The organism is Aureisphaera galaxeae (assembly GCF_028561275.1).
Classification (GTDB): domain Bacteria; phylum Bacteroidota; class Bacteroidia; order Flavobacteriales; family Flavobacteriaceae; genus Aureisphaera; species Aureisphaera galaxeae.
In genome coordinates, this window is record NZ_JAQQTF010000006.1 from 201,616 (window position 1) to 221,695 (window position 20,080).

The following is a 20,080-nucleotide window of genomic DNA, read 5'->3' on the forward strand; positions in this document are numbered from 1 at the left end:
CCAATGTTATTTTTTTTTTCTAATTATGTAACCCATATTCATAGCAAATGTCCGCTGAAAATACTAATTACCTATATAATAGCCTAATTCAAGGCGATCGTAAAGGCATTTTGGCCATTTACAAATTAGTATATCCCAAGGTGCAATCCTTCGTTATAAGGAATAGTGGCGCCGCAGAGGATGCAGAAGATGTCTTTCAAAAAACCTTAATGCAATTGGCCGTTCGGTTCCGACAAAGAAATACCCCATTTACGGGCTCTTTCGAGGCTTATCTATACACTGCTTGCCTTAATCAATGGCGAAGAATTCTAAATTCTGAAAAAAAATGGGTTACGAAACAACAGGATTTGGAATCTCTTCATGAATACCAAGAAATATCAATAAGTCAAACAGAAGAAAAAGAAGACGAGGAAGAAAAATGGATACTGTATCGAGAAATGTTCGAACTGCTTTCCGACAATTGTAAGGAAGTCCTGCGTTTGTTGTACAAAAAGCTGCCCTACGCAAAAATTTGTGAAATCCTGGGGTATTCCAGTGAAGTGGTAGCACGACAACGGGTGTTTAAATGCAGGAAAAAACTCAGTTCGCTCATTCAAAAAGATCCTCGTTACAAACATATAATGGCGCAACGATGATAGACGAAAAAACATACGAACACATAGACGGGTACCTTAAAGGAACCTTGGATGAGGACACCCGAAATAATTTTGAGCAGCGTTTGCAAAGTGATTCGGAGCTTCGTGAAGAATTGGAAATTCAGAAAAAGCTGTATGAGCATTTTGAAGTACATTCTGAAGAGGAGGAACGCTTACAAGGAGTTATGAAATCCATTGAGGATGCGGGAAAAGCCTATCATGGACTCCACGGAAGAAGGAAAAAGCTACGTTACTTTATTCCTGTAGCCGCTTCCATCGTATTACTCGTCGGTTATTTCATGTTCTTTGGCTCCTCATCGTCTATGGATTCACTCTATGCCGAATATTCCGATTGGGACTCCCTGCCCTCCCTTACTGAAAGAGGGACGGAAGTCAATACGCTTCAAAAAGCCGCCGACTACTTCTCTGAAAAATCCTATGCTGAAGCTATTTCGGCGTTGCAAACCCATCTAGAAAAAGATCCGGAAAACCCTTTGGCCCTTTCTTATTTAGGACTTTCGCATCTGGAGATGCAAAACTATGATGAGGCCATTAAAACCTTCGATCTTTTGCAAAATGGAACCTCCCTGGATCGTAATAAAGCACTTTGGTACAAAGCCATGACGTATCTTAAAGCCAAGGATGAAGCGAATACCATTAGTACATTGGAACATCTTCTTGAAGATTCCAACAATTACAAACACAAGGAGGCTAACGAATTACTGAAAACACTCCAGTAGTTTATTTCGACTGGTTTTCCATAAACTCGTGAAATATTTTGATCCAAGTACCATCTCCAAAACCATTGGCCTCTTCCCCATTCCGAACGATAATGGTTTGTGATCTCGGCGAGACATAAATAAACTGGCCCATATTGCCAATGGCCATAAAATCGGAATGGTTTTCCCTTTCTGGGATTCCCCACCAAAAATAGTTATACACCCAAAGCTTCGGGTTACCATAACCATCGAAATCGGCATTCATTTTGGGTTGGGTAGAAAGGGAAAACCATTCCGAGTTAATTAATTGTTGACCATTCCATGCCCCCTGCTGTAAGGCCAATCGACCGATCTTGGCAAAATCGATAGGGCGTGCATTGAGTCCGCTTTCCATTTTCTCAAATCCGTTTTCATCGGTACTCCAAGAAGCCTCAAACTCCGTTCCCATAGGTTTCCAAATACGATCTTGGAGATAGGAAGAGACCGATTGTTTGGTAGCCCTTTCCAAAACCAGACCTATCAATAATGCATTGTAATTATTGTATTTGAACTTTACGCCGGGAATGGTGTCAATTTTAGAATGCTTTATGGCTACTTTTCTAAGATTTGGATGATAGTAGGTCTTGGGATCGTCTGCGGTAACGAAGGGAAAGGATACCTTTCCGGAATAAGCGATTCCCGATTGCATGGATAACAAATGTTTTAGGGTAATGGTTCTGAACCGTTCATCTTCTTCTTCCAATTCGGGAATGTACTGTGTAATAAGATCGTCTATGGATGTAATATGACCTTCCTCTAATGCCTTCCCTATTAATAAAGAAAGTACCGATTTGGATACCGAAAAGGACGTTTGAAAGGACTCACGGGTAGCTCCATTAAAATACTTCTCATACAGTAAGGTGTCTTTTCTAATTACTAGAAAGGAATACGTATTGTTGGTTTCTAAAAACGAATCAAGGTCTTTAATCGTTTCAGACTTCTCAAAACTCTGTTGGGTTTGCTGTTCTTGGGTTAGGGTTCCCTTAGTAAAATGATAAGGGGCCTCTGATGGGGAGATAGGAGCCGATTTAAATTTTTTATAATCGTCATAGTCCGAATCCTGCCAAGCAATAACCCGGTAAATATACCGAGGGCTGTAAAAACAGGATTGCGCTAACAGAATAAGTAAAATAAGAGATACAGTACTAAAGATAAATTTTCGTTTCATGATTGTTGTTGTTTCTCACAAAACTATTTCGACAGATTTCAGCCTCAGTTAAAAGAAAAGAAATTGTGGTTCGATCCCATCGGAAAAAACTAATTCGAATGCTTATCCCTATATTTTGAAGGGGTTAGATCCGTGGCTTTTTTAAAGGCGGTGAAGAAGGTGGACTTCGATTTATACCCCAATTCGTAGGCCAATTGTTCCATTTTGGTATAGTCTCCTGCTACTTGGAGTCTGTTTTTTGCCTCTTGAATTCGGTAGTCATTCGTAAGCTGAAAGAAAGTGCATTGCAATTCTTCATTCAAAATCTGGGAGATATGGTGTTTGCTCAATCCACTAGCTTCAGACAGGGTATTTAATGAAAATTCTGGATTCAGATATAATTGATCTTTTTCGATTACCGTACGAATGTGCTGTAGTTTTTGGGTTTTGAAGGTGGCCGATAAAGACGACTTTCCGTATTTCTTCATTCCTGATTTGAAGAACTCCGTTTTGCCCAAAATGAATAGGGTAATTAAATACATGGCAATAGCACTATAGAGATCTGGGGAAAAATGAGGAAACGGACTTTCGAAAAAGACCTCCCCATTAATAACGCCTCCTTGTGAAAAGAACAGGATGAAACCGCCCAAGGCCAAAATTCCTGTAACATAAATGGACCAGTTCCTTTTGTTCTTATCAGTGTCCCCATTACGTTTTCTTTGGCGAAGTATATACAAACCGCTGACTAAGGCATACAGGAATATATGAAGGGACAACAACTCCACTACAACCCAACCTTGAATGCCCCAAGGATCGGTAGAAAAAATAGGGCCTGTGGTCGAAACTTCAACTCCCGGTCTAAAATCCTGAACGTACAGTGCCTTCTTTAAATGATCTGGCTGCAAAAAGAAATTGAACGAATACAGAAAGAAAAACAAAAAAGGGACAGCATGTAAAATCCTCCACTTAGATTGTTTTTGGGAACCCAAAATAGATACAACATATTCATAGCAAAGAGGTCCCAAAAGAAATACAAAGGGGGCCGAAACCATGAAAATATGAGGGAACGAAAACAGGTAGCCAGACCTTAGAAAAAAGGATTCGATCATCATAATAAGCAGCACAACCACCGTCGCCACCAAATATCGATGAGGACTATAGCGTTTCTTCAACGAGAAAAAGTAAAGGATAAAACCCGCCTGAACCATTCCAAATACCACCACCATGGTAATTACGTCAAATTGCAACACGGAAGTATTGGTTTGGATTATGGAAGGTAGGATTGTCATGAAACACGAAAGTAATCAAAAAATAGCCTTCACCTTCGACTCATAAATTGGAAAACAAACCTAGTTAAGGTTTGTTGGTAGAGGTTACGCATTCAATCTTCCACTCGTCTCCATACTTTCTATAGATGGCGGTCCAAGCAAAATGAGTTTGTCCTCGGACATCATTTCCAAGTGAGTCCTTTCGAGTTATTTCTACAATCTTATCTACCACGGTATAGGCCATGGTGAGATCGTCCGAGAACTTAATAATAGGTAGGGTCACATCGTCCCATTTTTCAAATTCAACCGAAGAAAAGTAACCATGATATCGGGAAATGGTAGCATCCCGTTGCGGTGTGGAAACCACGCCCTTATTCACCGATATGAAGTCATCTGCAAGCTGATTGGCAAAGGCGATAGAGTCTTTTTTGAAATGATAGTCGCGCTGGAGATTATGAAGCTCAAGGATTTTATTACGCTCTTCTTCCAATGAAGAATCTAGGGGTTGATTGCAAGAAGTTATCGTAAGGAAGCCTATGAGAACAAGAATTAACGTACGGTAAGAAATACAATTCATAATATACGATTTAGGATATCAATATACGGCAAGTTGAGATAGGTTTTTAAAGATTCGGACTCCTACCACTTCTTGATACACCTTTTGAAAAGACCTTCCAGAATTTGAATTACATCCCTATCGCTCAATGTCGTATCGCGCAATGCCTTTACCAAGCCTTCGCACAGGGTGATGATTTTCCTTTTAATCAGTTCGTATTCGGGAAAGCCCATTACCTCACCTTCGCCTTCCAAAAGATGGTATGGGATGGATACATGCTTGTTGGGTTGTACAAAACCTTTATGGTGAGGCCAGCAAAGATCTCCCCAACACATGTATTTTGCCGACATAAACAATATGGGATTCTCAAAGGATTCATGAATATGGTAATGGTCGAAATCTACCAATATTCCGCCCAATGGATCGGATCGTAATTCGCCCGTAAGCTGAACATTTATCCCATCGAAGGTAACGGGTTCGGGAATCTTTTTAGACACCACAGACAGGTAATTCTTTACAGCGCCATCCTTTAATTCGTTCTGTTTAAAACGTCCGTGCCATAGATCGAATCCGTCTTCTTTCGGGCATAGCATAAGCCGTGAAGGCGTACTGGCCGAGGTCATACCATACTTGCGCAACATCAATTCTATCTCCTTGGTCAATTCATAGTGCTGCGAACCATATTTAGGCAAATCTACGTTGCCCACCACGCGATTGTGTGCCCGCCTAAAGAGCAATCCCGAGGGTTGATGTAGCGTTTCAATCTCTTCTACTAATTTGCCCTTAGCCTCTTCTATTCGGGTTTTAAGCACCGTTCTATCGAATCCTAAATCCACAATGGCATAGATAGGAGTCGTCCTATGATTGGATTTTTCATGCCTAAAAATCTGATGGATCAGTTGTTCTATAAACAGTTCCTTGTAGCATCCGCGAAGCGGCATTAGGCCGCTGGAATGTGTTTTATTGCTTGGAGTTTTATCGGGAGCCACCCCAACCCCTTTAATATCCAGAAGGCCCTTATCATGCATTTGCTCTCCGATTTCAGTAAAAGGACCAAGACAAGTAATGGTGTCCTGAATGGAGAACACCAATGCTCTTCCATAATGTGGTGGACGGTATGCATTTGTTTGATTCGAACCTGTCTCAATTTTGCTATTTACGGTAGTTCCCTTGGCTTGTTGGGTAGAAACGTACCCGCCATGACGTAACAACCATTTATCGATAAGATTATGAATTCTCTGTGTTCTCTTTTTGCCATGCATAGTGGCAAGGGAAGGATTTCGTTTCAACAATTCAGTCTCGCTCAATTGTGGGAAATCGTGCATTAGGAGGGGATAGTTCGCGAAGACAACCTTGGCCGTTTCAACCTGAACCACGGTTTCTTGTTTGGCTTCCCTTTTATTGATTTCAGAAATATCGTAGAAAACGTCTTCGGTTCCTTCTGCAAAATAAGGGAATGATTGATTTCTCTGAAAATCAAATTTCATTGGACTATCTAACTATTAATTAAAGGCTGGGGAAGTGTCACGAAGATACCAAGTTTATGAAAAAGAGCAATACCCATCACATTTTTGATTGTTCGAATGAAGCGTTTGTTTGTGTATGAAGAAATAAATGCTTAAAATAGATATCCAAAGAAAGTCGATTCCGCAGTACACTATATATGCCATTTTTCGATTATTTTAAAACGCCTTTCCCTCGTCCCGAAAGAAACAAAAAGAGCATTTTTTGGGTGGTTCTGGTAGGAATAAGTGCCAGCATATTTATCCTGCTGTACAAACCCTTTGGTATTCAGAATGAGACAGGTGAATGGTTCATAAACCTTATCATCTTTGGCATTGGATTATTATTCATTGTATCGGTTCTTTTTGCGGAATGGTTTCTTCCATGGGTATTTCCGAAGCCATTCAGAAAATGGACCTTGGGAAAAGCTCTAATCTGGTATTCCCTACTCATTCTTTTCTTGGGAATGAATAACTTTCTCTATAAAAATTACTGGGCGGGCTTTAAAGAATTTACTTGGAGCGAATTTTTGATGGTGCTCGCCAGAACGTTGGGCATCGGGATTACGGTAACCTTCTTTGTATTGGGCATTTGGCGCTATGTAAATCGCCGAAAATTCTCTCTTATTTCTTTGAATGAAAACTATTTGGTGACTTCCCAAGATGGGAAATCGGTACGGTTTAATCCGAAGGATATCCTGTACATAAGCAGTGATGATAATTATGTAGACATACACTACGAAGAAAAGGGCGCCAGAAAAAAAATGGTGTTGCGTTCCAGCCTTAAAAATGTAGAATCCCAAATCGTAAATCCGCTCTCTCCTATCCTGCGTTGCCATAGAAGTTATCTTATCAATGCAGAATACTTTTCTATTAAAAAAATGACCAGTAGAAGTATGACCATTGGTCTCACTGGCTACGAAGATGAAGTCCCCGTTTCCAAACAATACGCCGAGCAGATACAACAGCGGTTGCAAATTCGTCCCTAAAACCTGCATATTCCCCACAAAGCCCCGTAAATATTGATTTTTAAGGGGTATTTATAATTCATTTGCGATGAAGAAATTCCCCGTTGGGAATGAAAAAAATTGTTTCAATAACCCTTAAATCATCGATCAAATGAAAACAATGAAATCTATTTTAATCGCTTTACTGAGCATAATTACACTTCAGGTAACTATAGCACAGGCATCCTATTCGGAAACCTTGGCATCCCTACAAGAACTTACGGAAGTGTTGGACGAGAACAGAAAAGCTTCGGACATTATCCTTTCCTATGTAGAGGATTATCGAAACGACCGTTTTGCTGCCGAACCTATTTTGTTTGGGATTGAAGTCCCCGATCAAGGAAAGTGGACGGTACAGGTGACGGGAAAGAAAAAAGGAGACACTTGGGAAGTGCTGCTTACAGACGGACTTCCCCAAAAACCCACCTTTGTGTACAACATCGAGTTTGAAACCTTACAAGCCATAGACCAAGGCATTATCAATGCCCTTACGGCACAAGGGAAAGCCTTTGCAGGAGACTACACTCCCATGAGTGTACAGAATATGGATGGTTTTGAGCCAACGGCGGAAGCGGATGCCAAGATCAATCCTTTTTCCTTTCATTTCTGGACCCGAGGCTTTCCAGAAATCATTCCATTTGGGGAAGGAACCACACGAAGAGCCCACGGTTCCAATTTCACCGTATTCTACTATGAAACCGGAATACGAACAGCATGGTATCGTATTATGCCCGAGGAACGTGTGCGGGACGATGCTCGTGAACAAGCAGCTCCCTTTCCCATGATAGTGGTAGCCATTAAAGGCACTACTGAAGGGGAAGTCGATGGACAAAGAGTATCCATTTCAGAAGGTAATACCATCTTCATTCCTGCCAATGTCATGCACAAATGGTGGAATGAAACTGATGAAGCAGCCGAAGCCGTGCTTATTATGTTCGGAAAAGGCGCCTAAGGAAATCTGTTGCGCGCGTCTATCGACGTGCGCAACTTTATGTGGAGATTAACAACAACATATTGTATCTTAGGAAAAAAGTCACATTACCGATTAGGCATGATTACCCTCACAAGAGTTTTTGTTTTGATCTCACTTCTCTCGATAGGCGTTAGCTGCAGAAACGCCCAATCCCATATAAGTATTCAAAATGAAAACAATTGGCTTATTGACAAAGGATTAACAAAGCCAGAAAGTATGCTTTACGACTCCGATTTGGATGTGTTTTACATTTCCAACGGAGAAGCCTACCAACCGGGAACTTCGGGCTTCCTATCCAAGGTATCTTCGGCCGGTGAGTTACTATCGCTCCGTTGGATTGATAGTTTAAGCCGCCCTACGGGTATGGCCCTTCGAGATGGAAAACTCTACGTTGCCGATGTAAATGCGCTTCGTGTTATTGATACTCAAACTGGTGAACTTATCAAAACCTTCAAGGAACCCATTCCCAACTCGGGATTGAATGATGTTACCATTTCTTCAAAAGGAGAAGTGTTCGTAACGGCTTCTTTTGTTCATTCTGTTTTTAAATTGGAAAATGACACATTGGTCCCTTGGCTTCAGGATGAAGATCTTTTGAAATGGGCCAACGGAATTACATCACATCGAAACAAAATTATGGTAGGTGGACTTCATCTCTGCGCTATTGACATTGAATCTAAAGCCATTAATAAAATTACACTTGTCCCGGAATTTTCAGATTTCGATGGCCTTATTCCCGACAGACAGGGCGGATATATTGCCACCACGGTTGAAGGCGGGCAATTGCTCCATATAGACATCTTGGGAAATACCATAGAGCTTAAAACGGATAAAGAGGTATATCTTGGCGATCTCACTTTTATACGCGATCAACTTCGGATTTTCATTCCTAGAGGGAATCATGCGACCAACGATTATTTTATTTCCGTGATCGAATTAACTAAATAATCCATCCTAGAATGCATTCAGTTGCCAATAACCTACATCGATTCTTTTCCCCAATTTAATCCCCATTGCCTTAAAATGAGCCGTTTTTACAAAATTGAAGTGTTCGTGAAGTGCTACACAGGCATCATTGGGAAGGGCAATACCTCCCAAAAGCGACCTATACCCCTTCCTCCTCATTAGCCGCAGTACTTCTGCGTACAAAAGCTTTCCAATACCACGGCCCCTATACTTATTGTTCACATAAACGGACAACTCGAACGTGCCTTCATAGGCACTTTTGTTATAGGCGTTTCCTTTCCAATGCGTGGCCCTTGCATAGCCCATCACAACCTTGTCTTCTTCATATACCAACCATGGCAAAGCCTCCGGATGACTAGAAATCTTCCCCTCCATTTGTCCAAACGAATGAGGCTTCATTTCGAAGGTAGCAATAGAGTTTTTCACGTAGTAATTGAAGATTTTACAAAGCGTTTTAGTGTCTCCCATCGCTACCCTGCGTATATTCCCCGTGCGGTTCCCCATATTATTCCCATTCTTTTTTAGCCGCGGCCAAATCTTCCTGAAATACGGGATTGGACCACATGGCAGAAAGCATACGATGTGCCAATATTCTTGCCGCTTCTTCATCGCTGGGATAATGTATTCCCATGATTTCACGCGATTCGCCCACTTCGTAAGCCACATTAAGAAATTCTTGTCGTTTTTCAGGAATCAATTCACTCCAGGCAAACGCCTGAATATAGGCCCACAGGGTATGTCCACTGGCAAAAGAGGGAGACGAGATTCGTGCTAAAGGATCCAGTTTAGGCTCCAAATGGTAGGGTCTAGCGCGAAGCAAATGGTATTTCACGGCAAATTCCATCAATCGCATATCACGAGTAATCCCTTTAAGTAATACTGCCGTGGCCGGGTAATTTTCGGCCGTGGTATTCGGTCCCATGACCGTAGCTCCTTCATAAAATAGGTACTCCAAGTTTTGTTCGTACCGCCTATGTGATTTCAACACATTGGCATGGGGCCAATAACCAATGGGCGCCAGCACATTCAACGATCTATCTTCCTGTTCTTTTGTTCTTTTTTCCTGCCATTCAAGCAAATAGTCCAATTCCGCCTTAGTTTGATCCGAACTATTGGCTGGAAATTGAATGCTCCTTTTCAATTCTTCCACTTGAGCGGGGGTTAAATAAGCAGGTGTGATCATGGTATAAATGAGGGTTCCACTGCTATAGTCGGAAGGAGGAAATACAATATCGTCCAGGGCAGCTCGCTCGGCATTGGGTTCTGCGCTTAATTGCAGAAGCGAAGCATAGTGGTTCTTGGCTTCTTCCAAAGGATGCAACTTTTGGGCTTCAACGGCACAGCCAGCTAGTAAGAATACTAATGAGAGGGTATGGATTTCTTTGATCATGGCATTCGGTTTAATGGATTGGTGTTTATACTTTGTATAGGTTCGATTGGAAATGATGGGTCATTTCTTCCACTTGGCTCGTCGACATTTCCATGCGACAGTTGAGTGAATTCCCGGTTACGGTAAAAATCCGTTTAGATTTTAGTGCTTGGGCCAAGCCTTCTTCGTTGCGAAGGGATTCGCTTTCGAAAATGAATTGCACGGCATCCCCTTCTTCTTTACAGATGCCATGGCATACTTCCATGCGTCCATTCATGTGCGTAGTATAAAGCCTTGTTTCAGCTTCGGAAAGTGCTACAATAAAGCCCAATTCCCAGTGCAATACTTTTATCTCCTTAGGACTTCTAGACCAAGTTCGCTGTTCGAATCGTAAAAAAGGTTCGTTGCCAAAATGCATAAAACTTGTCCTTTCTTCGAATTGAAATGATGCTATGGTTGGAAAGCTACCTGCTCCCTTTCCCATCCATTGTCCCTGTAAACGATGCAAAGGCCCGGACTTAATGTATGAAGGTGTTTTCTCCATGTAATTCTGTTCGTTATTTTATGAGATATTCTTCTTTGGTTAACCACAATTCTTCCATACGGTACATGTGAAAAAAATCATGCATAAGCACATGTCGTAAAAGAATATGGGCATCATACCTTTCGTATTCAGGATGAACGGCCTTTTTGGACCAAACGTCCGCCCCAAAACTGCCAACTAATTGCACTGTTTGCGCTCTTAGCATTTCGAAATCAGAAAGCGCCACTTCCAAATCCCTATGAATTAAGTCCTCTTCCGTTACCGTTTCCCCTGGTAAGTAGGGTGTGAAATTGGGATTTGGATCATTTTTGAATGTTTGAAATCGATCGTAAATCATTTTCTCGGCTTCCGCTAGATGACAAACGTGCTCATGAAGGGTCCACTTCCCTGTTATGCGAATTTCGATACGCCTTTGAGCATCTACATTTTCACAAAAAATCCTCAGAATAACTGGGGAATTCTGTAGGCCTTGTATCAGTTCCTTTCTATCTTTCATACGCTATTTGCATGTGGTTTCTTTTGTTTCGCTTTGTGTTCCCTTAGATTGCTTAGGATGAACTCTCCCCACAACTTGGTCCTTTAGGAGCGTGGCCACTACAGAACGTACCTGTTCATAACCTGTTGCCAATAAAAAGGTAGGAGCCCTTCCATAGCTCTTCATGCCAACGATGTAAAAATCGGTCTCAGGATGCTTTAATTCCTCTGTGCCGTGAGGAGGCACCGAATTGCAATCGTGTTCATTGGGATCTATGAGTGGAGCCATTTTTATGGGACTCTCCACCGCTGGGTCCAAGGATATCCTAAGTTCGCGCAGGAAATCAAGATTGGGCCTGAGTCCTGTCGCGACGATAATCTCATCGGTAAGGATGGTTTCCCGCCCAAGGGTGGATTGTCCCATAATTCCCAATTGTTCATCACGGGTTTCAATTTTTTCAATTAAAAATGGAGTATGTGTTTCGATGATTTCCGATTGTACCAAAACGGCTATTTTCTTACCTATACGACTTCTTCGGGTTAATGGATCTTCAGGCAATCTACCATACGCCTGTTCTATATGCTGTTTTCGAAGTATCCATTTTAGTTGGGTTTTGGGGTAGGCTTGTTTCAGTTCGGCGAGTTCCAAAAGGGCATTCATAGCCGAATGTCCGCTACCCACCACAGTTACCGTTTTGTTTTGATATCGTTTGGATATACTTCCTAAAATATCCGGAATGCCATAGTAGATATGAGCACTGTTCACCTGCTCTCCCAATACAGGCAGTCCGTTGGCTCCCATAGGGTTTGGTACGCTCCATGTGCCCGAGGCATCGATCACGGCTTTGGCAAAAAGCTCCTTTTGTTCTCCTCCTTCAACAATGTGAAGGACAAAAGGAGCATTGGCTCTGTTCAAATCCTTCATTTTGTCAACTCCCATACGGCTTATGGCTGTAACTTCGGAATTCAATCGTAAATGAGGTTTAATCTCAGGGGTTTCGGCCAAGGGGAGCAAATAGTGATGTATCAATTCCTGTCCTGTTGGAAAATGATTCGGATTGGGTGATTTCCATCCATATTGCTTCAAAAGCACTGTTGAAACCGAATCCAAATTTTGTTTCCACGGGGAAAACATAGAGACATGTGCCCAGTTTTTAACACTGTGAGCTACGTTGTTTCCCATTTCCAAAATGATAAAGGATTTCCCTTCCCTACTAAGATGAGCAGCAGTTGCCAGTCCAATAGGACCGGCTCCAATAATCGCGATGGGAAGGTTCTTTTTATTCATATATCGCCTATTAACGATATACGAATTTAATAGAACTGTTTTACTCTACCAAATGTTTTTATTGAAATTTAAAATAGGGATTACTTAGCGCAGAAGGCCGCGAACTCGTCCAGAAGTTCCTTGTTTAGATAATACAAGGTAAATTTATCTTTGCTTTCGGTAATGAACAGTCCGCACTCTTTAAGAATCTTCACATGCTGTGATATGGTGGATTGGGAATAATCGAACATCTCTACCAAATCCTTATTACAGGTTACATTATCTACCCCGCTTCCACAGTTCTTTTCCCGAAGATACCGCACCAAAGCCACCCGTAATGGATGTGCCATCGCATTGGCAATACTGGCCATCTTATGGTCGGTTTCGTTAATGTATTTGCTCGATATCTCAGCTCTAATTCTCATGTTCACATCGTTTACCTCAAATATACAATTTAATGAGGGAATTTATTTATTGAATGAGTTTCCAAGCATTCATCCTTTTGAATATCGTAAATACCAACATCGCTAAGGAAACCAATAAAACGAAACCTGCTATCCCATAGAAGGACGATTTATTAAGCCTTAATTTTAAAGCATACACTTTGGGCGGTGGAAGTATGGTAATCTTATATCCCCGCTTTCTAATAGTTTCAATCTTTGGTGCTTTTATAAAATTATCTGAAAGTTGCTTTCTTAAATCCGCTATCGCCCGAGTTAAGGATTCTTCATTAACAATGGTCTCTTTCCAAATGTTTTCGATTAAATACTCACGCGATACCACGGTACTATCATTAGCACACAGGAAATACATTAGTTTGGACAGTCGAGGCTCCAGAATCACTGTTTTACCTTCTGCACTATGTACTATCCCATAGTCCTTGGAGATTTTCCACTTGCCTACTTCAACTTCCCTAGAGGTATATTCCAGCACTTCCGATTTCATACTAATTGGAGTAAAGTTTCATGTTAATTTCAGGTTGGTCCAAGTAAATATATTGACTTTAGCTCCAGTAATAAAGGGACTTAACACTCGTTAACGCTCGTTAACATTCGTAAGGAAACAACTCCCAATAATGTATAACCGAAAAACAATAAAATGAAAAAAGCACTTTTAACACTTATTGCCTTCCATGTTTTATTCCTCAGTTGTGGTCAGGAAAAGGCCAACATCGTAATTCCTATAGATATGTCTTCCCATCGACCTGTGATGGATGTTATGATCGATGGAAAAGGGCCTTATAATTTTATATTCGATACGGGCTCTACTACCAACGTGATTGACGAAAATTTACAAGAGACCTTTGAATTTAAGGTGGTTGGAGAGGATCCCTTGACAACCCCCGGTTCAAAAAACCAATTGTTTTCGAAAAGAGTGACTGTCCCAAAGGTCAATTTCCCTGAAACATCGATAACACAAACAGCAGAGATGAATGTTATTGCACTACGAAAAATGCTACCCGTAGATGGTATCATTGGTGGGTTCTTTTTTGAAGAGTATTTGGTAACAATGGATTATCCCAGTTCAAAACTTATACTTGCAAAAGGGCAACTGGATAAAAACGATCCCGATGTGGTGCCCTTTATACAGGATGCCAGAACGCTAAATCTAACCATAGATGTGGCAGGCCACAATGCTGAAGCCCATCTAGATTCAGGTAATCCGCTTACCATGACACTGCCCCACTCCTTAATGGATAAATTGACCTTTAAAGAGGCTCCAAGGAAAGGGGAACCCATGCGAACGCCCGTAGCCTCATTCGATACTTGGGAAGCTCAATTATTGGGTGATGTCACCATTGGTAATGCCGTTATTAAAAACCCTCATGTACGACTGGCCGAAGGGTATAAATACGTTAATATAGGTTATGGTGTTATTAACCAGTTGCGTACGACCATAGACAGAAAAAATAGTCTGATTAAGTTTGAAAAAATGACTCAAACCCAAGGTGTAAATAAGGTTGCTAAAAAGGATTCGGGTGTTCCGACATCACCATACACAGGGACTTATGAAGGAGATAGAAAGATCTGGATTGACGATGCAGGAAAGTTAGTCTACAAACGCACCCCAGCACCCATACCTTTGGAAATGGTTCGCGTTGGGGTAGATCTGTTCGAAATGAAAATTCCCGACGGTGTAAGGGCACCACAAGAGATTCCAAGAGTTCAATTCAATAGAAATTCGGCAGAACAAATTGTTTCAATAACGTTAGTGTATAAGGATGGAAGGAAAGACGGTCCTTATAAGAAAATAAAAACGTAATCCTTGTTTATGGATAGCTCCGTTTCTTGGCCATGAGTCGGTCCAAACCGTAGAATGCCCAAGAAATGATGGCACCTACCAATAAGCCAATAGCCACTTTATAAATCCATTTAGCATCTATAGAAATACTCATCTCTCCCATGAGTAAAAACGCACAACCTATAGCCAGTAGAATGGAAAAATAGATGGTGTTTCGTGTGAAATTGAACCAAAATTGACTGGATTCTTCCATAGCCCTATCTTTTTCAATCCTGTCGATCACATTATTGGAAAATGACAAAGAAGGACCATCGCTCGGCAATTTAGAAAGCTCTGCATTCAATGCTTGGTGGTGTTCCACTTTTTCCTTGCAAAACGAACATGCTTCTATATGCGCTTTCACTTGTTCGGCAATGGCATTGTCGCACTCTCCGCTCAAATAATCGCATAATGTAAGGTCATCTATATGTTCCATATCTTTTCAAATTCACTCATCAATAAAATCATCCAAGTCCTTTTTCACCAGCGATGCAATAATTCCTTTGAGTTCTGTTCGAGCCCTAAACAGCCTAATTTTCACATTACTTATAGACAGGTTCGTTATCTCCGAAATTTCCTTTACTGGTAAATCCTCTATATAATACAAGGTGATCACTGTTGCCGAAACCGTTTCCAGTCGACGAATTGCCGCTTGTAAAATTTCCGTACGATCATTCAACTCTGCACTTTGAACTGGAGTATGTTCCTTTGATTCGACTCGCTCGGTTATTTCATCAATGTCCACTTTTATGATCTTCTTTTTCCTAACATGGTCGATAGCCCGGGAATAGGCAATTTTCATCAACCAATTGGGAAACTTGTTTTTATTTTGAAGATCACCAATTTTCTTAAAACAGGAAACAAATATGTCCTGTGCTACTTCCTCCGCCTCTTCCCTATTCTTAATGATCTTAAAACACAAGGTAAAAACACGTTTCTCGTACTTATCCACCAATGCCTTATAAGATCGCAATGACCCATTTTTAATAACATCATCTATATAATGTCGGTCTTCTGGCATGGTATATTTATACTGACGAGGATACCTCATGGTTTGGTTACATATCCACAAAACTTTGTCTTCATGTAACCAATCCTTCTTCCAAACCCGTCATTATCTATGAACACGTTGAATAAAACATTTCAAACTATGGAATTATTTGCAATTGCGCTTTTGGTACTCACTTCGGTCCTTCTCATTATATCACTATCCTTTATCATCATAAAAACAAGACACAAGGAAAAAATGGCACTTCTAGAAAAGGGATTGGATCCCAAAGAATATATGTTCGACAGGTTTTTGCCAAATACCCTTCGAACCGGAATGTTCCTTTTGGGGGTTGGACTAGGATTCCTGTTTGCTTTTTCGTTCGATGAGTTCATCGTAACCACCAATGAGAACCCTGCCATTTATCCTGGTTCCATTCTCATTTTCGGGGGAATAAGTCAGATCCTATTTTACAGAATCTATAGCAAGAAAAAACTATAAGGCCATGAAAAAGATGTATTCAAGATTCATACTACTATCCTTTTTGCTAATTGCAACGGTTCCTTATGTTTCGTTTGCTCAAAAGAACCAAACCTTCCAATGGCAAGCCTACGAGAATGTGGAGGAAGTCGGATTTGCTCAAGAGGAATTGTCTCAACTGAAAAATCAACTAGGTTCAACAAAGACGGCAGCTCTATTGGTCATTTACAAGGGACATGTATTGTTTTCCTACGGGGATAACACCCGAAAGTTTATGCTGCACTCCATTAGAAAAAGTATGATGAATGCACTAATTGGACGTGAAGTTGCGAGTGGAACACTACGTTTGGACGCCACCTTGGCCGATTTACAAATAGATGATATTGGAAAATTAACGACTGAAGAAAAGAAAGCCACCTTAAAGGATTTACTGAGTTCCCGATCTGGAATCTTTCACCCAGCTGCTTATTCACCTAGAGGCATGGCTAAAAATTTACCGGAACGGGGAAGTCATACACCGGGCACCTTTTGGTATTACAACAATTGGGATTTTAATACGCTTCTAACAATTTACGAGCGGCAATCGGGAAAACGATTTTTTGAAGCTTTTACTACGGAAATCGCCCAAGCAATTGGTATGGAAGATTTTGAGCTGGAAGATAATTATTATCGACATGAGCCCGAAAAATCCATACATCCAGCTTACTTAATGCGCATGTCCAGTCGGGATATGGCGCGGTTTGGATTGCTATACTTGAATGAAGGAGCTTGGGCCAATCAGCAGTTACTATCCTCCGAATGGATACAACAAAGCACCAGTGCCGTAACCGATAATTTACCGGGGTTCGACACTAGGGAGGGTTATGGGATGTTGTGGTGGACAGCGACGATTAACAATAAGAATGCTTACTACGCCAGTGGAAGTGGCGGACAGCGTATTCTCGTATTGCCAGAGGACGATATGATCATTGTGCATAGAGCTAACACCTATGAAAACAGGAATGTGTCAGATGCTGAAGTGAATCAGATCATAGAAACATTATTAGTCGCTAAAAAGAAAGAAGTATCCCCTTCATCGGCTACATTGAAGCCCTATAAACCCAAGAAGAAAGTGTTTGAAGATGTTTATCACGGCAGTATGGATCAATACCTAGGAACCTACCGACACAAGTTTTTAGGAAACATGACCATTCAAAAAGAAAAGGGAGGGTATTATCTGAAAAACAACATTGGCACATTCCGATTATACGTTACCAACGAGAACACCTTTATGCCTGTGGATATTGAAACCCCCATGGTTATGGAGCAGGCTTCAGAGGGACATAACAAATTCACCATTGAGACCCGATTCGACAAGAACCGAAGGGTCACCCATGTTGTGTTTTACTACTAAGCTTACTCCTTCCTAATGTTTTGTTTCGGAACGAAATAGGTAAGCCATACCTCGTTTTCAAATAGGGATATGCTTCAATTTTTAGCACTACTAATTGGGAATCTGAGCTCGTAGTACTTTTTCGTATCCAAGGATCAGTTCTTTTAATCCAGCGGCGGTCTCATCTGGATTAATCGTAATCTCCAAAGTGCTGGTTGGGAGTTGGGAAAGTCCCTCATGCTCTTTTTCTTTTTTTGGAAAACCAACCTTTAGGTCATCGTTTTCCACCAAAATTTCTAAATCCGTTTTAAACCTAATCTCTGAAATTTTGGAAACCGAAATTGGAATTAATGCGATTAATGGAACATTCACCTTTTTCATTACCACTCCTTTCGGTGTTTGTTCTGGGATTTCTACAACGATAGTCTTGGGAGTTAATGTATCCCAGGTATTTGTATTTAGATCGTTTTCATCCCCTATAACTGCTCTTTTAGAATCTACCAAACCTTGAACCACCTCTTCCAATTCTGCCTTTGTAGGATGTGTTTTAGAAGCTACTTTCTCTGCCGCTTGCATAATATCCTCAATGGACTTGCCGCTTTCCATATCCCCTGAACGCTCAAAATATGTATCCAATAGTTTCAGGTTTTCATCCATTATGGTTTTGTTGGCTGCAATGGCCGAATGGTGTATTGCTTTTACAAAATTGTCAAAATGTATCATCGTCTTGTGTCTTTTTGTTTTTTTGAGGATTGCTTCAATTTTTCGTATTGCTTAACAGCTTCCTCCGCCTGTGTCATACTATTGTTGGATATAGCAACTACCGACTGACATTTCGGACAGGAAAACTTGGCTCCCTGCAGCAATAAGGAAACATCAAAAGGTATTTGAGTTTTACACACAGGACACGGAATTTTTTGCTCGTTGATCATTTTTAATTCTATTTAGTTTATACTTCTTCTGGCATTTCAACAGGATCTATGGCACTTGTATATAGATCTATAATAGATAGAATACCTTTTGAAAGGGGTAATGGGCCTGCGAGAACATCTATGGAATAAGATGAGTTCATCCCATCGATTCCTTCCATTTCACTTACATTATTTGCTACGGAATTTTTTCTTTTGGCTACTTTCCCAAACATTTCAACCTTAGAGTTTTCAGCCGTTTGCTCAATTAGGGAGCGCGCGCCTAAGGAATCATTTCGTTCTTCTATTGCGCCTACATTCTCGTTGTATTGCCACAGGATATCTATATCGAAATCTATCTTGACAGACTGAATAGCCAATGCATTAATAGGAAAAAGTGATATTAATGGTACATTGAAGTAAGTGACAATTTGTTCTAAATTGGGCTCTCCATCGGGAATCGTACTTGGCTGCAATACAGATCTGGTGACCGACATTTCGATCACTTTTGGTGTGAAATAGTTATCTTCAGGGTTATAGTTGAAACAATTGTTTAGCAGCAATGCAATTTGTTCTTCACTCATTTTAGATTCCGACCTTACCACCGATAATAGAGGCAGGGAAACTAAATCGTCTATGAGTATACCCGAAAAATTATAGGTCGAATCAATCTTGGGTCTTATAGCCATGATAAAAACGGAGTTAAACAGTTACCGATAATCCATAATCAATACATTACCGGTAACCTACTTAAAATTATTTAGTTTGCTTCATTTGTATATTCGGGCATTTCATAAGGCTCAATAGCCAAAGTATATGCCTCTATAATGGTATTGACCCCCTTGGGTAAGGGGAGCTGTCCAGCATGTACATTAACCGTGTACTTAGCCGAATTACTTTTTTCATAGTGCGAATCGAAACTCGAACTTTCTTTACTATCATAACTCGCACTTCCCGTTATGGACGCAGAAACCGGTCCGTAAGAAGCCTTGACTTCCCATTCGGCCGCTGCTGCCATAGCTACCTCCTGTTGTTCGCTCGTTTCTTCGCCATAACTGGATTTCACCTCCATTTCGAACGTGATATCAACATTGTCTACTGCCAGCGAATTCAGCGGTATAATCGTTAAAATAGGTAATTCGAACTTGGTCGTGATCGTATCAATCGTAGCCGGATCGGTATCCGTAGCGGGAATAATTACCCCTCTGGTAAGATTCATCTCAATCATGATGGGAGTATACTGTCCATCTTCAGAAATAGAAAAGCAGGTATCCAGCATAAACTTTGTCTGTGTTAATGCCATTGCAGCATTGGCTTTGGCTGCGGCATTTAACGGAGCGCCTATGAGGTCTTCCATCGGCAAGCCCGTAAAGGCCTGTGCCATCGACACTAATTCTTGTTCTTGTGACATAATTAAAATATTTAATGGTTAATAATAATTTTTATAGAAGAGTGTTAGTTGCAAATTCAATATGGAATACACGATTATGTATTCCACAATCCTTTCAATAGTCTGTAGGGTTTTAAGAGGATCTATAACTACTTTGAGTATCCTGTTATTCGGTAAGAGTTATTTTCAATATAAG

24 protein-coding genes are annotated in these 20,080 nt (G+C 40.9%); 8 read left to right on the plus strand and 16 right to left on the minus strand.

Annotated elements, in window-relative coordinates; all coding sequences use genetic code 11:
* The first annotated feature begins 47 nt into the window (after nucleotides 1–47).
* On the plus strand, nucleotides 48–635 hold the full coding sequence (locus POV27_RS11515) for an RNA polymerase sigma factor (protein WP_272862920.1): 588 nt from the start codon (nucleotides 48–50) through the stop codon (nucleotides 633–635).
* The gene (locus tag POV27_RS11520) at nucleotides 632–1,375 is read left to right on the plus strand and encodes a tetratricopeptide repeat protein (RefSeq protein WP_272862921.1); all 744 of its coding nucleotides are present in this window, start codon (nucleotides 632–634) and stop codon (nucleotides 1,373–1,375) included. The genes POV27_RS11515 and POV27_RS11520 overlap by 4 nt, the downstream gene beginning before the upstream one ends.
* Nucleotide 1,376: 1 nt before the next feature.
* Here the strand turns inward: POV27_RS11520 and POV27_RS11525 are convergent, their stop codons facing one another.
* The 4 genes from POV27_RS11525 to POV27_RS11540 all read right to left on the minus strand — a co-directional run bounded on the left by POV27_RS11525 (nucleotide 1,377) and on the right by POV27_RS11540 (nucleotide 5,851).
* On the minus strand, nucleotides 1,377–2,561 hold the full coding sequence (locus tag POV27_RS11525; protein ID WP_272862922.1) for a serine hydrolase domain-containing protein: 1,185 nt from the start codon (nucleotides 2,559–2,561) through the stop codon (nucleotides 1,377–1,379).
* A gap of 89 nt (nucleotides 2,562–2,650) precedes the next feature.
* Nucleotides 2,651–3,790, minus strand: a complete 1,140-nt coding sequence (locus POV27_RS11530; protein ID WP_272862923.1) for a helix-turn-helix domain-containing protein — start codon at nucleotides 3,788–3,790, stop codon at nucleotides 2,651–2,653.
* Nucleotides 3,791–3,893: 103 nt separating this feature from the next.
* Entirely contained in the window at nucleotides 3,894–4,385 is a 492-nt protein-coding gene (locus tag POV27_RS11535) for a nuclear transport factor 2 family protein (protein ID WP_272862924.1), read from the minus strand.
* A gap of 62 nt (nucleotides 4,386–4,447) precedes the next feature.
* Nucleotides 4,448–5,851 carry a hypothetical protein gene (locus tag POV27_RS11540; RefSeq protein WP_272862925.1) on the minus strand — a complete coding sequence of 468 codons (1,404 nt, stop codon included), beginning with the start codon at nucleotides 5,849–5,851 and terminating at the stop codon, nucleotides 4,448–4,450.
* 176 nt (nucleotides 5,852–6,027) lie between these two features.
* Between POV27_RS11540 and POV27_RS11545 the strand changes: the two genes are divergently transcribed.
* The 3 genes from POV27_RS11545 to POV27_RS11555 all read left to right on the plus strand — a co-directional run bounded on the left by POV27_RS11545 (nucleotide 6,028) and on the right by POV27_RS11555 (nucleotide 8,794).
* On the plus strand, nucleotides 6,028–6,855 hold the full coding sequence (locus POV27_RS11545; RefSeq protein ID WP_272862926.1) for a LytTR family DNA-binding domain-containing protein: 828 nt from the start codon (nucleotides 6,028–6,030) through the stop codon (nucleotides 6,853–6,855).
* Between the two features lie 130 nt (nucleotides 6,856–6,985).
* Nucleotides 6,986–7,825 (plus strand): cupin domain-containing protein, encoded by an 840-nt coding sequence (locus POV27_RS11550; protein ID WP_272862927.1) that lies wholly within the window; start codon nucleotides 6,986–6,988, stop codon nucleotides 7,823–7,825.
* Nucleotides 7,826–7,951: 126 nt separating this feature from the next.
* Nucleotides 7,952–8,794, plus strand: a complete 843-nt coding sequence (locus POV27_RS11555) for an SMP-30/gluconolactonase/LRE family protein (protein WP_272862928.1) — start codon at nucleotides 7,952–7,954, stop codon at nucleotides 8,792–8,794.
* Nucleotides 8,795–8,800: 6 nt separating this feature from the next.
* Here the strand turns inward: POV27_RS11555 and POV27_RS11560 are convergent, their stop codons facing one another.
* The 7 genes from POV27_RS11560 to POV27_RS11590 all read right to left on the minus strand — a co-directional run bounded on the left by POV27_RS11560 (nucleotide 8,801) and on the right by POV27_RS11590 (nucleotide 13,411).
* On the minus strand, nucleotides 8,801–9,316 hold the full coding sequence (locus POV27_RS11560; protein ID WP_272862929.1) for a GNAT family N-acetyltransferase: 516 nt from the start codon (nucleotides 9,314–9,316) through the stop codon (nucleotides 8,801–8,803).
* 1 nt (nucleotide 9,317) lies between these two features.
* On the minus strand, nucleotides 9,318–10,202 hold the full coding sequence (locus POV27_RS11565; RefSeq protein WP_272862930.1) for a phosphatase PAP2 family protein: 885 nt from the start codon (nucleotides 10,200–10,202) through the stop codon (nucleotides 9,318–9,320).
* Between the two features lie 25 nt (nucleotides 10,203–10,227).
* Nucleotides 10,228–10,725 (minus strand): heme-binding beta-barrel domain-containing protein, encoded by a 498-nt coding sequence (locus POV27_RS11570; protein WP_272862931.1) that lies wholly within the window; start codon nucleotides 10,723–10,725, stop codon nucleotides 10,228–10,230.
* A gap of 13 nt (nucleotides 10,726–10,738) precedes the next feature.
* Nucleotides 10,739–11,221 carry a DinB family protein gene (locus tag POV27_RS11575; RefSeq protein WP_272862932.1) on the minus strand — a complete coding sequence of 161 codons (483 nt, stop codon included), beginning with the start codon at nucleotides 11,219–11,221 and terminating at the stop codon, nucleotides 10,739–10,741.
* 3 nt (nucleotides 11,222–11,224) lie between these two features.
* A complete protein-coding gene (locus POV27_RS11580; RefSeq protein ID WP_272862933.1) occupies nucleotides 11,225–12,487 on the minus strand; it encodes an NAD(P)-binding domain-containing protein in 1,263 nt (420 codons plus the stop codon).
* An 80-nt stretch (nucleotides 12,488–12,567) separates the two neighbouring features.
* Nucleotides 12,568–12,891: an ArsR/SmtB family transcription factor gene (locus POV27_RS11585; RefSeq protein ID WP_272862934.1), complete on the minus strand. Its 324-nt coding sequence runs from the start codon at nucleotides 12,889–12,891 to the stop codon at nucleotides 12,568–12,570.
* 46 nt (nucleotides 12,892–12,937) lie between these two features.
* Nucleotides 12,938–13,411 (minus strand): winged helix-turn-helix domain-containing protein, encoded by a 474-nt coding sequence (locus tag POV27_RS11590; protein WP_272862935.1) that lies wholly within the window; start codon nucleotides 13,409–13,411, stop codon nucleotides 12,938–12,940.
* Between the two features lie 153 nt (nucleotides 13,412–13,564).
* Between POV27_RS11590 and POV27_RS11595 the strand changes: the two genes are divergently transcribed.
* The gene (locus POV27_RS11595; RefSeq protein ID WP_272862936.1) at nucleotides 13,565–14,728 is read left to right on the plus strand and encodes a retropepsin-like aspartic protease; all 1,164 of its coding nucleotides are present in this window, start codon (nucleotides 13,565–13,567) and stop codon (nucleotides 14,726–14,728) included.
* A 7-nt stretch (nucleotides 14,729–14,735) separates the two neighbouring features.
* On the opposite strand, the gene POV27_RS11600 is transcribed toward POV27_RS11595, so the two are convergent.
* Together POV27_RS11600 and POV27_RS11605 are read right to left on the minus strand one after the other, a co-directional pair.
* Nucleotides 14,736–15,182: an anti-sigma factor family protein gene (locus tag POV27_RS11600; protein ID WP_272862937.1), complete on the minus strand. Its 447-nt coding sequence runs from the start codon at nucleotides 15,180–15,182 to the stop codon at nucleotides 14,736–14,738.
* 12 nt (nucleotides 15,183–15,194) lie between these two features.
* Entirely contained in the window at nucleotides 15,195–15,797 is a 603-nt protein-coding gene (locus POV27_RS11605) for an RNA polymerase sigma factor (protein ID WP_272862938.1), read from the minus strand.
* Nucleotides 15,798–15,896: 99 nt separating this feature from the next.
* On the opposite strand from POV27_RS11605, the gene POV27_RS11610 reads away from it, so the two are divergent.
* Together POV27_RS11610 and POV27_RS11615 are read left to right on the plus strand one after the other, a co-directional pair.
* On the plus strand, nucleotides 15,897–16,235 hold the full coding sequence (locus tag POV27_RS11610; RefSeq protein WP_272862939.1) for a DUF6249 domain-containing protein: 339 nt from the start codon (nucleotides 15,897–15,899) through the stop codon (nucleotides 16,233–16,235).
* Nucleotides 16,236–16,239: 4 nt separating this feature from the next.
* The gene (locus tag POV27_RS11615; protein WP_272862940.1) at nucleotides 16,240–17,607 is read left to right on the plus strand and encodes a serine hydrolase domain-containing protein; all 1,368 of its coding nucleotides are present in this window, start codon (nucleotides 16,240–16,242) and stop codon (nucleotides 17,605–17,607) included.
* Between the two features lie 90 nt (nucleotides 17,608–17,697).
* Here POV27_RS11615 and POV27_RS11620 read toward each other — a convergent pair whose 3' ends face one another.
* From POV27_RS11620 to POV27_RS11630, 3 genes are all read right to left on the minus strand, one after another.
* Complete coding sequence (locus POV27_RS11620) at nucleotides 17,698–18,309, minus strand: DUF2589 domain-containing protein (RefSeq protein WP_272862941.1); 612 nt, start codon at nucleotides 18,307–18,309, stop codon at nucleotides 17,698–17,700.
* A 226-nt stretch (nucleotides 18,310–18,535) separates the two neighbouring features.
* Complete coding sequence (locus POV27_RS11625) at nucleotides 18,536–19,183, minus strand: DUF2589 domain-containing protein (RefSeq protein WP_272862942.1); 648 nt, start codon at nucleotides 19,181–19,183, stop codon at nucleotides 18,536–18,538.
* Nucleotides 19,184–19,254: 71 nt separating this feature from the next.
* Entirely contained in the window at nucleotides 19,255–19,905 is a 651-nt protein-coding gene (locus POV27_RS11630) for a DUF2589 domain-containing protein (RefSeq protein ID WP_272862943.1), read from the minus strand.
* Nucleotides 19,906–20,080 lie beyond the last annotated feature (175 nt).

Excerpts from the sequence above, each read along its gene's own strand:
- POV27_RS11545 (WP_272862926.1), top strand. The coding sequence starts at position 6,028 with ATGCCATTTTTCGATTATTTTAAAACGCCTTTCCCTCGTCCCGAAAGA.
- POV27_RS11565 (WP_272862930.1), bottom strand. The coding sequence starts at position 10,202 with ATGATCAAAGAAATCCATACCCTCTCATTAGTATTCTTACTAGCTGGC.
- POV27_RS11515 (WP_272862920.1), top strand. The coding sequence starts at position 48 with ATGTCCGCTGAAAATACTAATTACCTATATAATAGCCTAATTCAAGGC.
- POV27_RS11540 (WP_272862925.1), bottom strand. The coding sequence starts at position 5,851 with ATGAAATTTGATTTTCAGAGAAATCAATCATTCCCTTATTTTGCAGAA.
- POV27_RS11605 (WP_272862938.1), bottom strand. The coding sequence starts at position 15,797 with ATGAGGTATCCTCGTCAGTATAAATATACCATGCCAGAAGACCGACAT.
- POV27_RS11575 (WP_272862932.1), bottom strand. The coding sequence starts at position 11,221 with ATGAAAGATAGAAAGGAACTGATACAAGGCCTACAGAATTCCCCAGTT.
- POV27_RS11620 (WP_272862941.1), bottom strand. The coding sequence starts at position 18,309 with ATGATACATTTTGACAATTTTGTAAAAGCAATACACCATTCGGCCATT.
- POV27_RS11570 (WP_272862931.1), bottom strand. The coding sequence starts at position 10,725 with ATGGAGAAAACACCTTCATACATTAAGTCCGGGCCTTTGCATCGTTTA.
- POV27_RS11520 (WP_272862921.1), top strand. The coding sequence starts at position 632 with ATGATAGACGAAAAAACATACGAACACATAGACGGGTACCTTAAAGGA.
- POV27_RS11630 (WP_272862943.1), bottom strand. The coding sequence starts at position 19,905 with ATGTCACAAGAACAAGAATTAGTGTCGATGGCACAGGCCTTTACGGGC.
- POV27_RS11525 (WP_272862922.1), bottom strand. The coding sequence starts at position 2,561 with ATGAAACGAAAATTTATCTTTAGTACTGTATCTCTTATTTTACTTATT.
- POV27_RS11535 (WP_272862924.1), bottom strand. The coding sequence starts at position 4,385 with ATGAATTGTATTTCTTACCGTACGTTAATTCTTGTTCTCATAGGCTTC.
- POV27_RS11625 (WP_272862942.1), bottom strand. The coding sequence starts at position 19,183 with ATGGCTATAAGACCCAAGATTGATTCGACCTATAATTTTTCGGGTATA.
- POV27_RS11610 (WP_272862939.1), top strand. The coding sequence starts at position 15,897 with ATGGAATTATTTGCAATTGCGCTTTTGGTACTCACTTCGGTCCTTCTC.
- POV27_RS11590 (WP_272862935.1), bottom strand. The coding sequence starts at position 13,411 with ATGAAATCGGAAGTGCTGGAATATACCTCTAGGGAAGTTGAAGTAGGC.
- POV27_RS11580 (WP_272862933.1), bottom strand. The coding sequence starts at position 12,487 with ATGAATAAAAAGAACCTTCCCATCGCGATTATTGGAGCCGGTCCTATT.
- POV27_RS11585 (WP_272862934.1), bottom strand. The coding sequence starts at position 12,891 with ATGAGAATTAGAGCTGAGATATCGAGCAAATACATTAACGAAACCGAC.
- POV27_RS11615 (WP_272862940.1), top strand. The coding sequence starts at position 16,240 with ATGAAAAAGATGTATTCAAGATTCATACTACTATCCTTTTTGCTAATT.
- POV27_RS11600 (WP_272862937.1), bottom strand. The coding sequence starts at position 15,182 with ATGGAACATATAGATGACCTTACATTATGCGATTATTTGAGCGGAGAG.
- POV27_RS11595 (WP_272862936.1), top strand. The coding sequence starts at position 13,565 with ATGAAAAAAGCACTTTTAACACTTATTGCCTTCCATGTTTTATTCCTC.
- POV27_RS11560 (WP_272862929.1), bottom strand. The coding sequence starts at position 9,316 with ATGGGGAACCGCACGGGGAATATACGCAGGGTAGCGATGGGAGACACT.
- POV27_RS11550 (WP_272862927.1), top strand. The coding sequence starts at position 6,986 with ATGAAAACAATGAAATCTATTTTAATCGCTTTACTGAGCATAATTACA.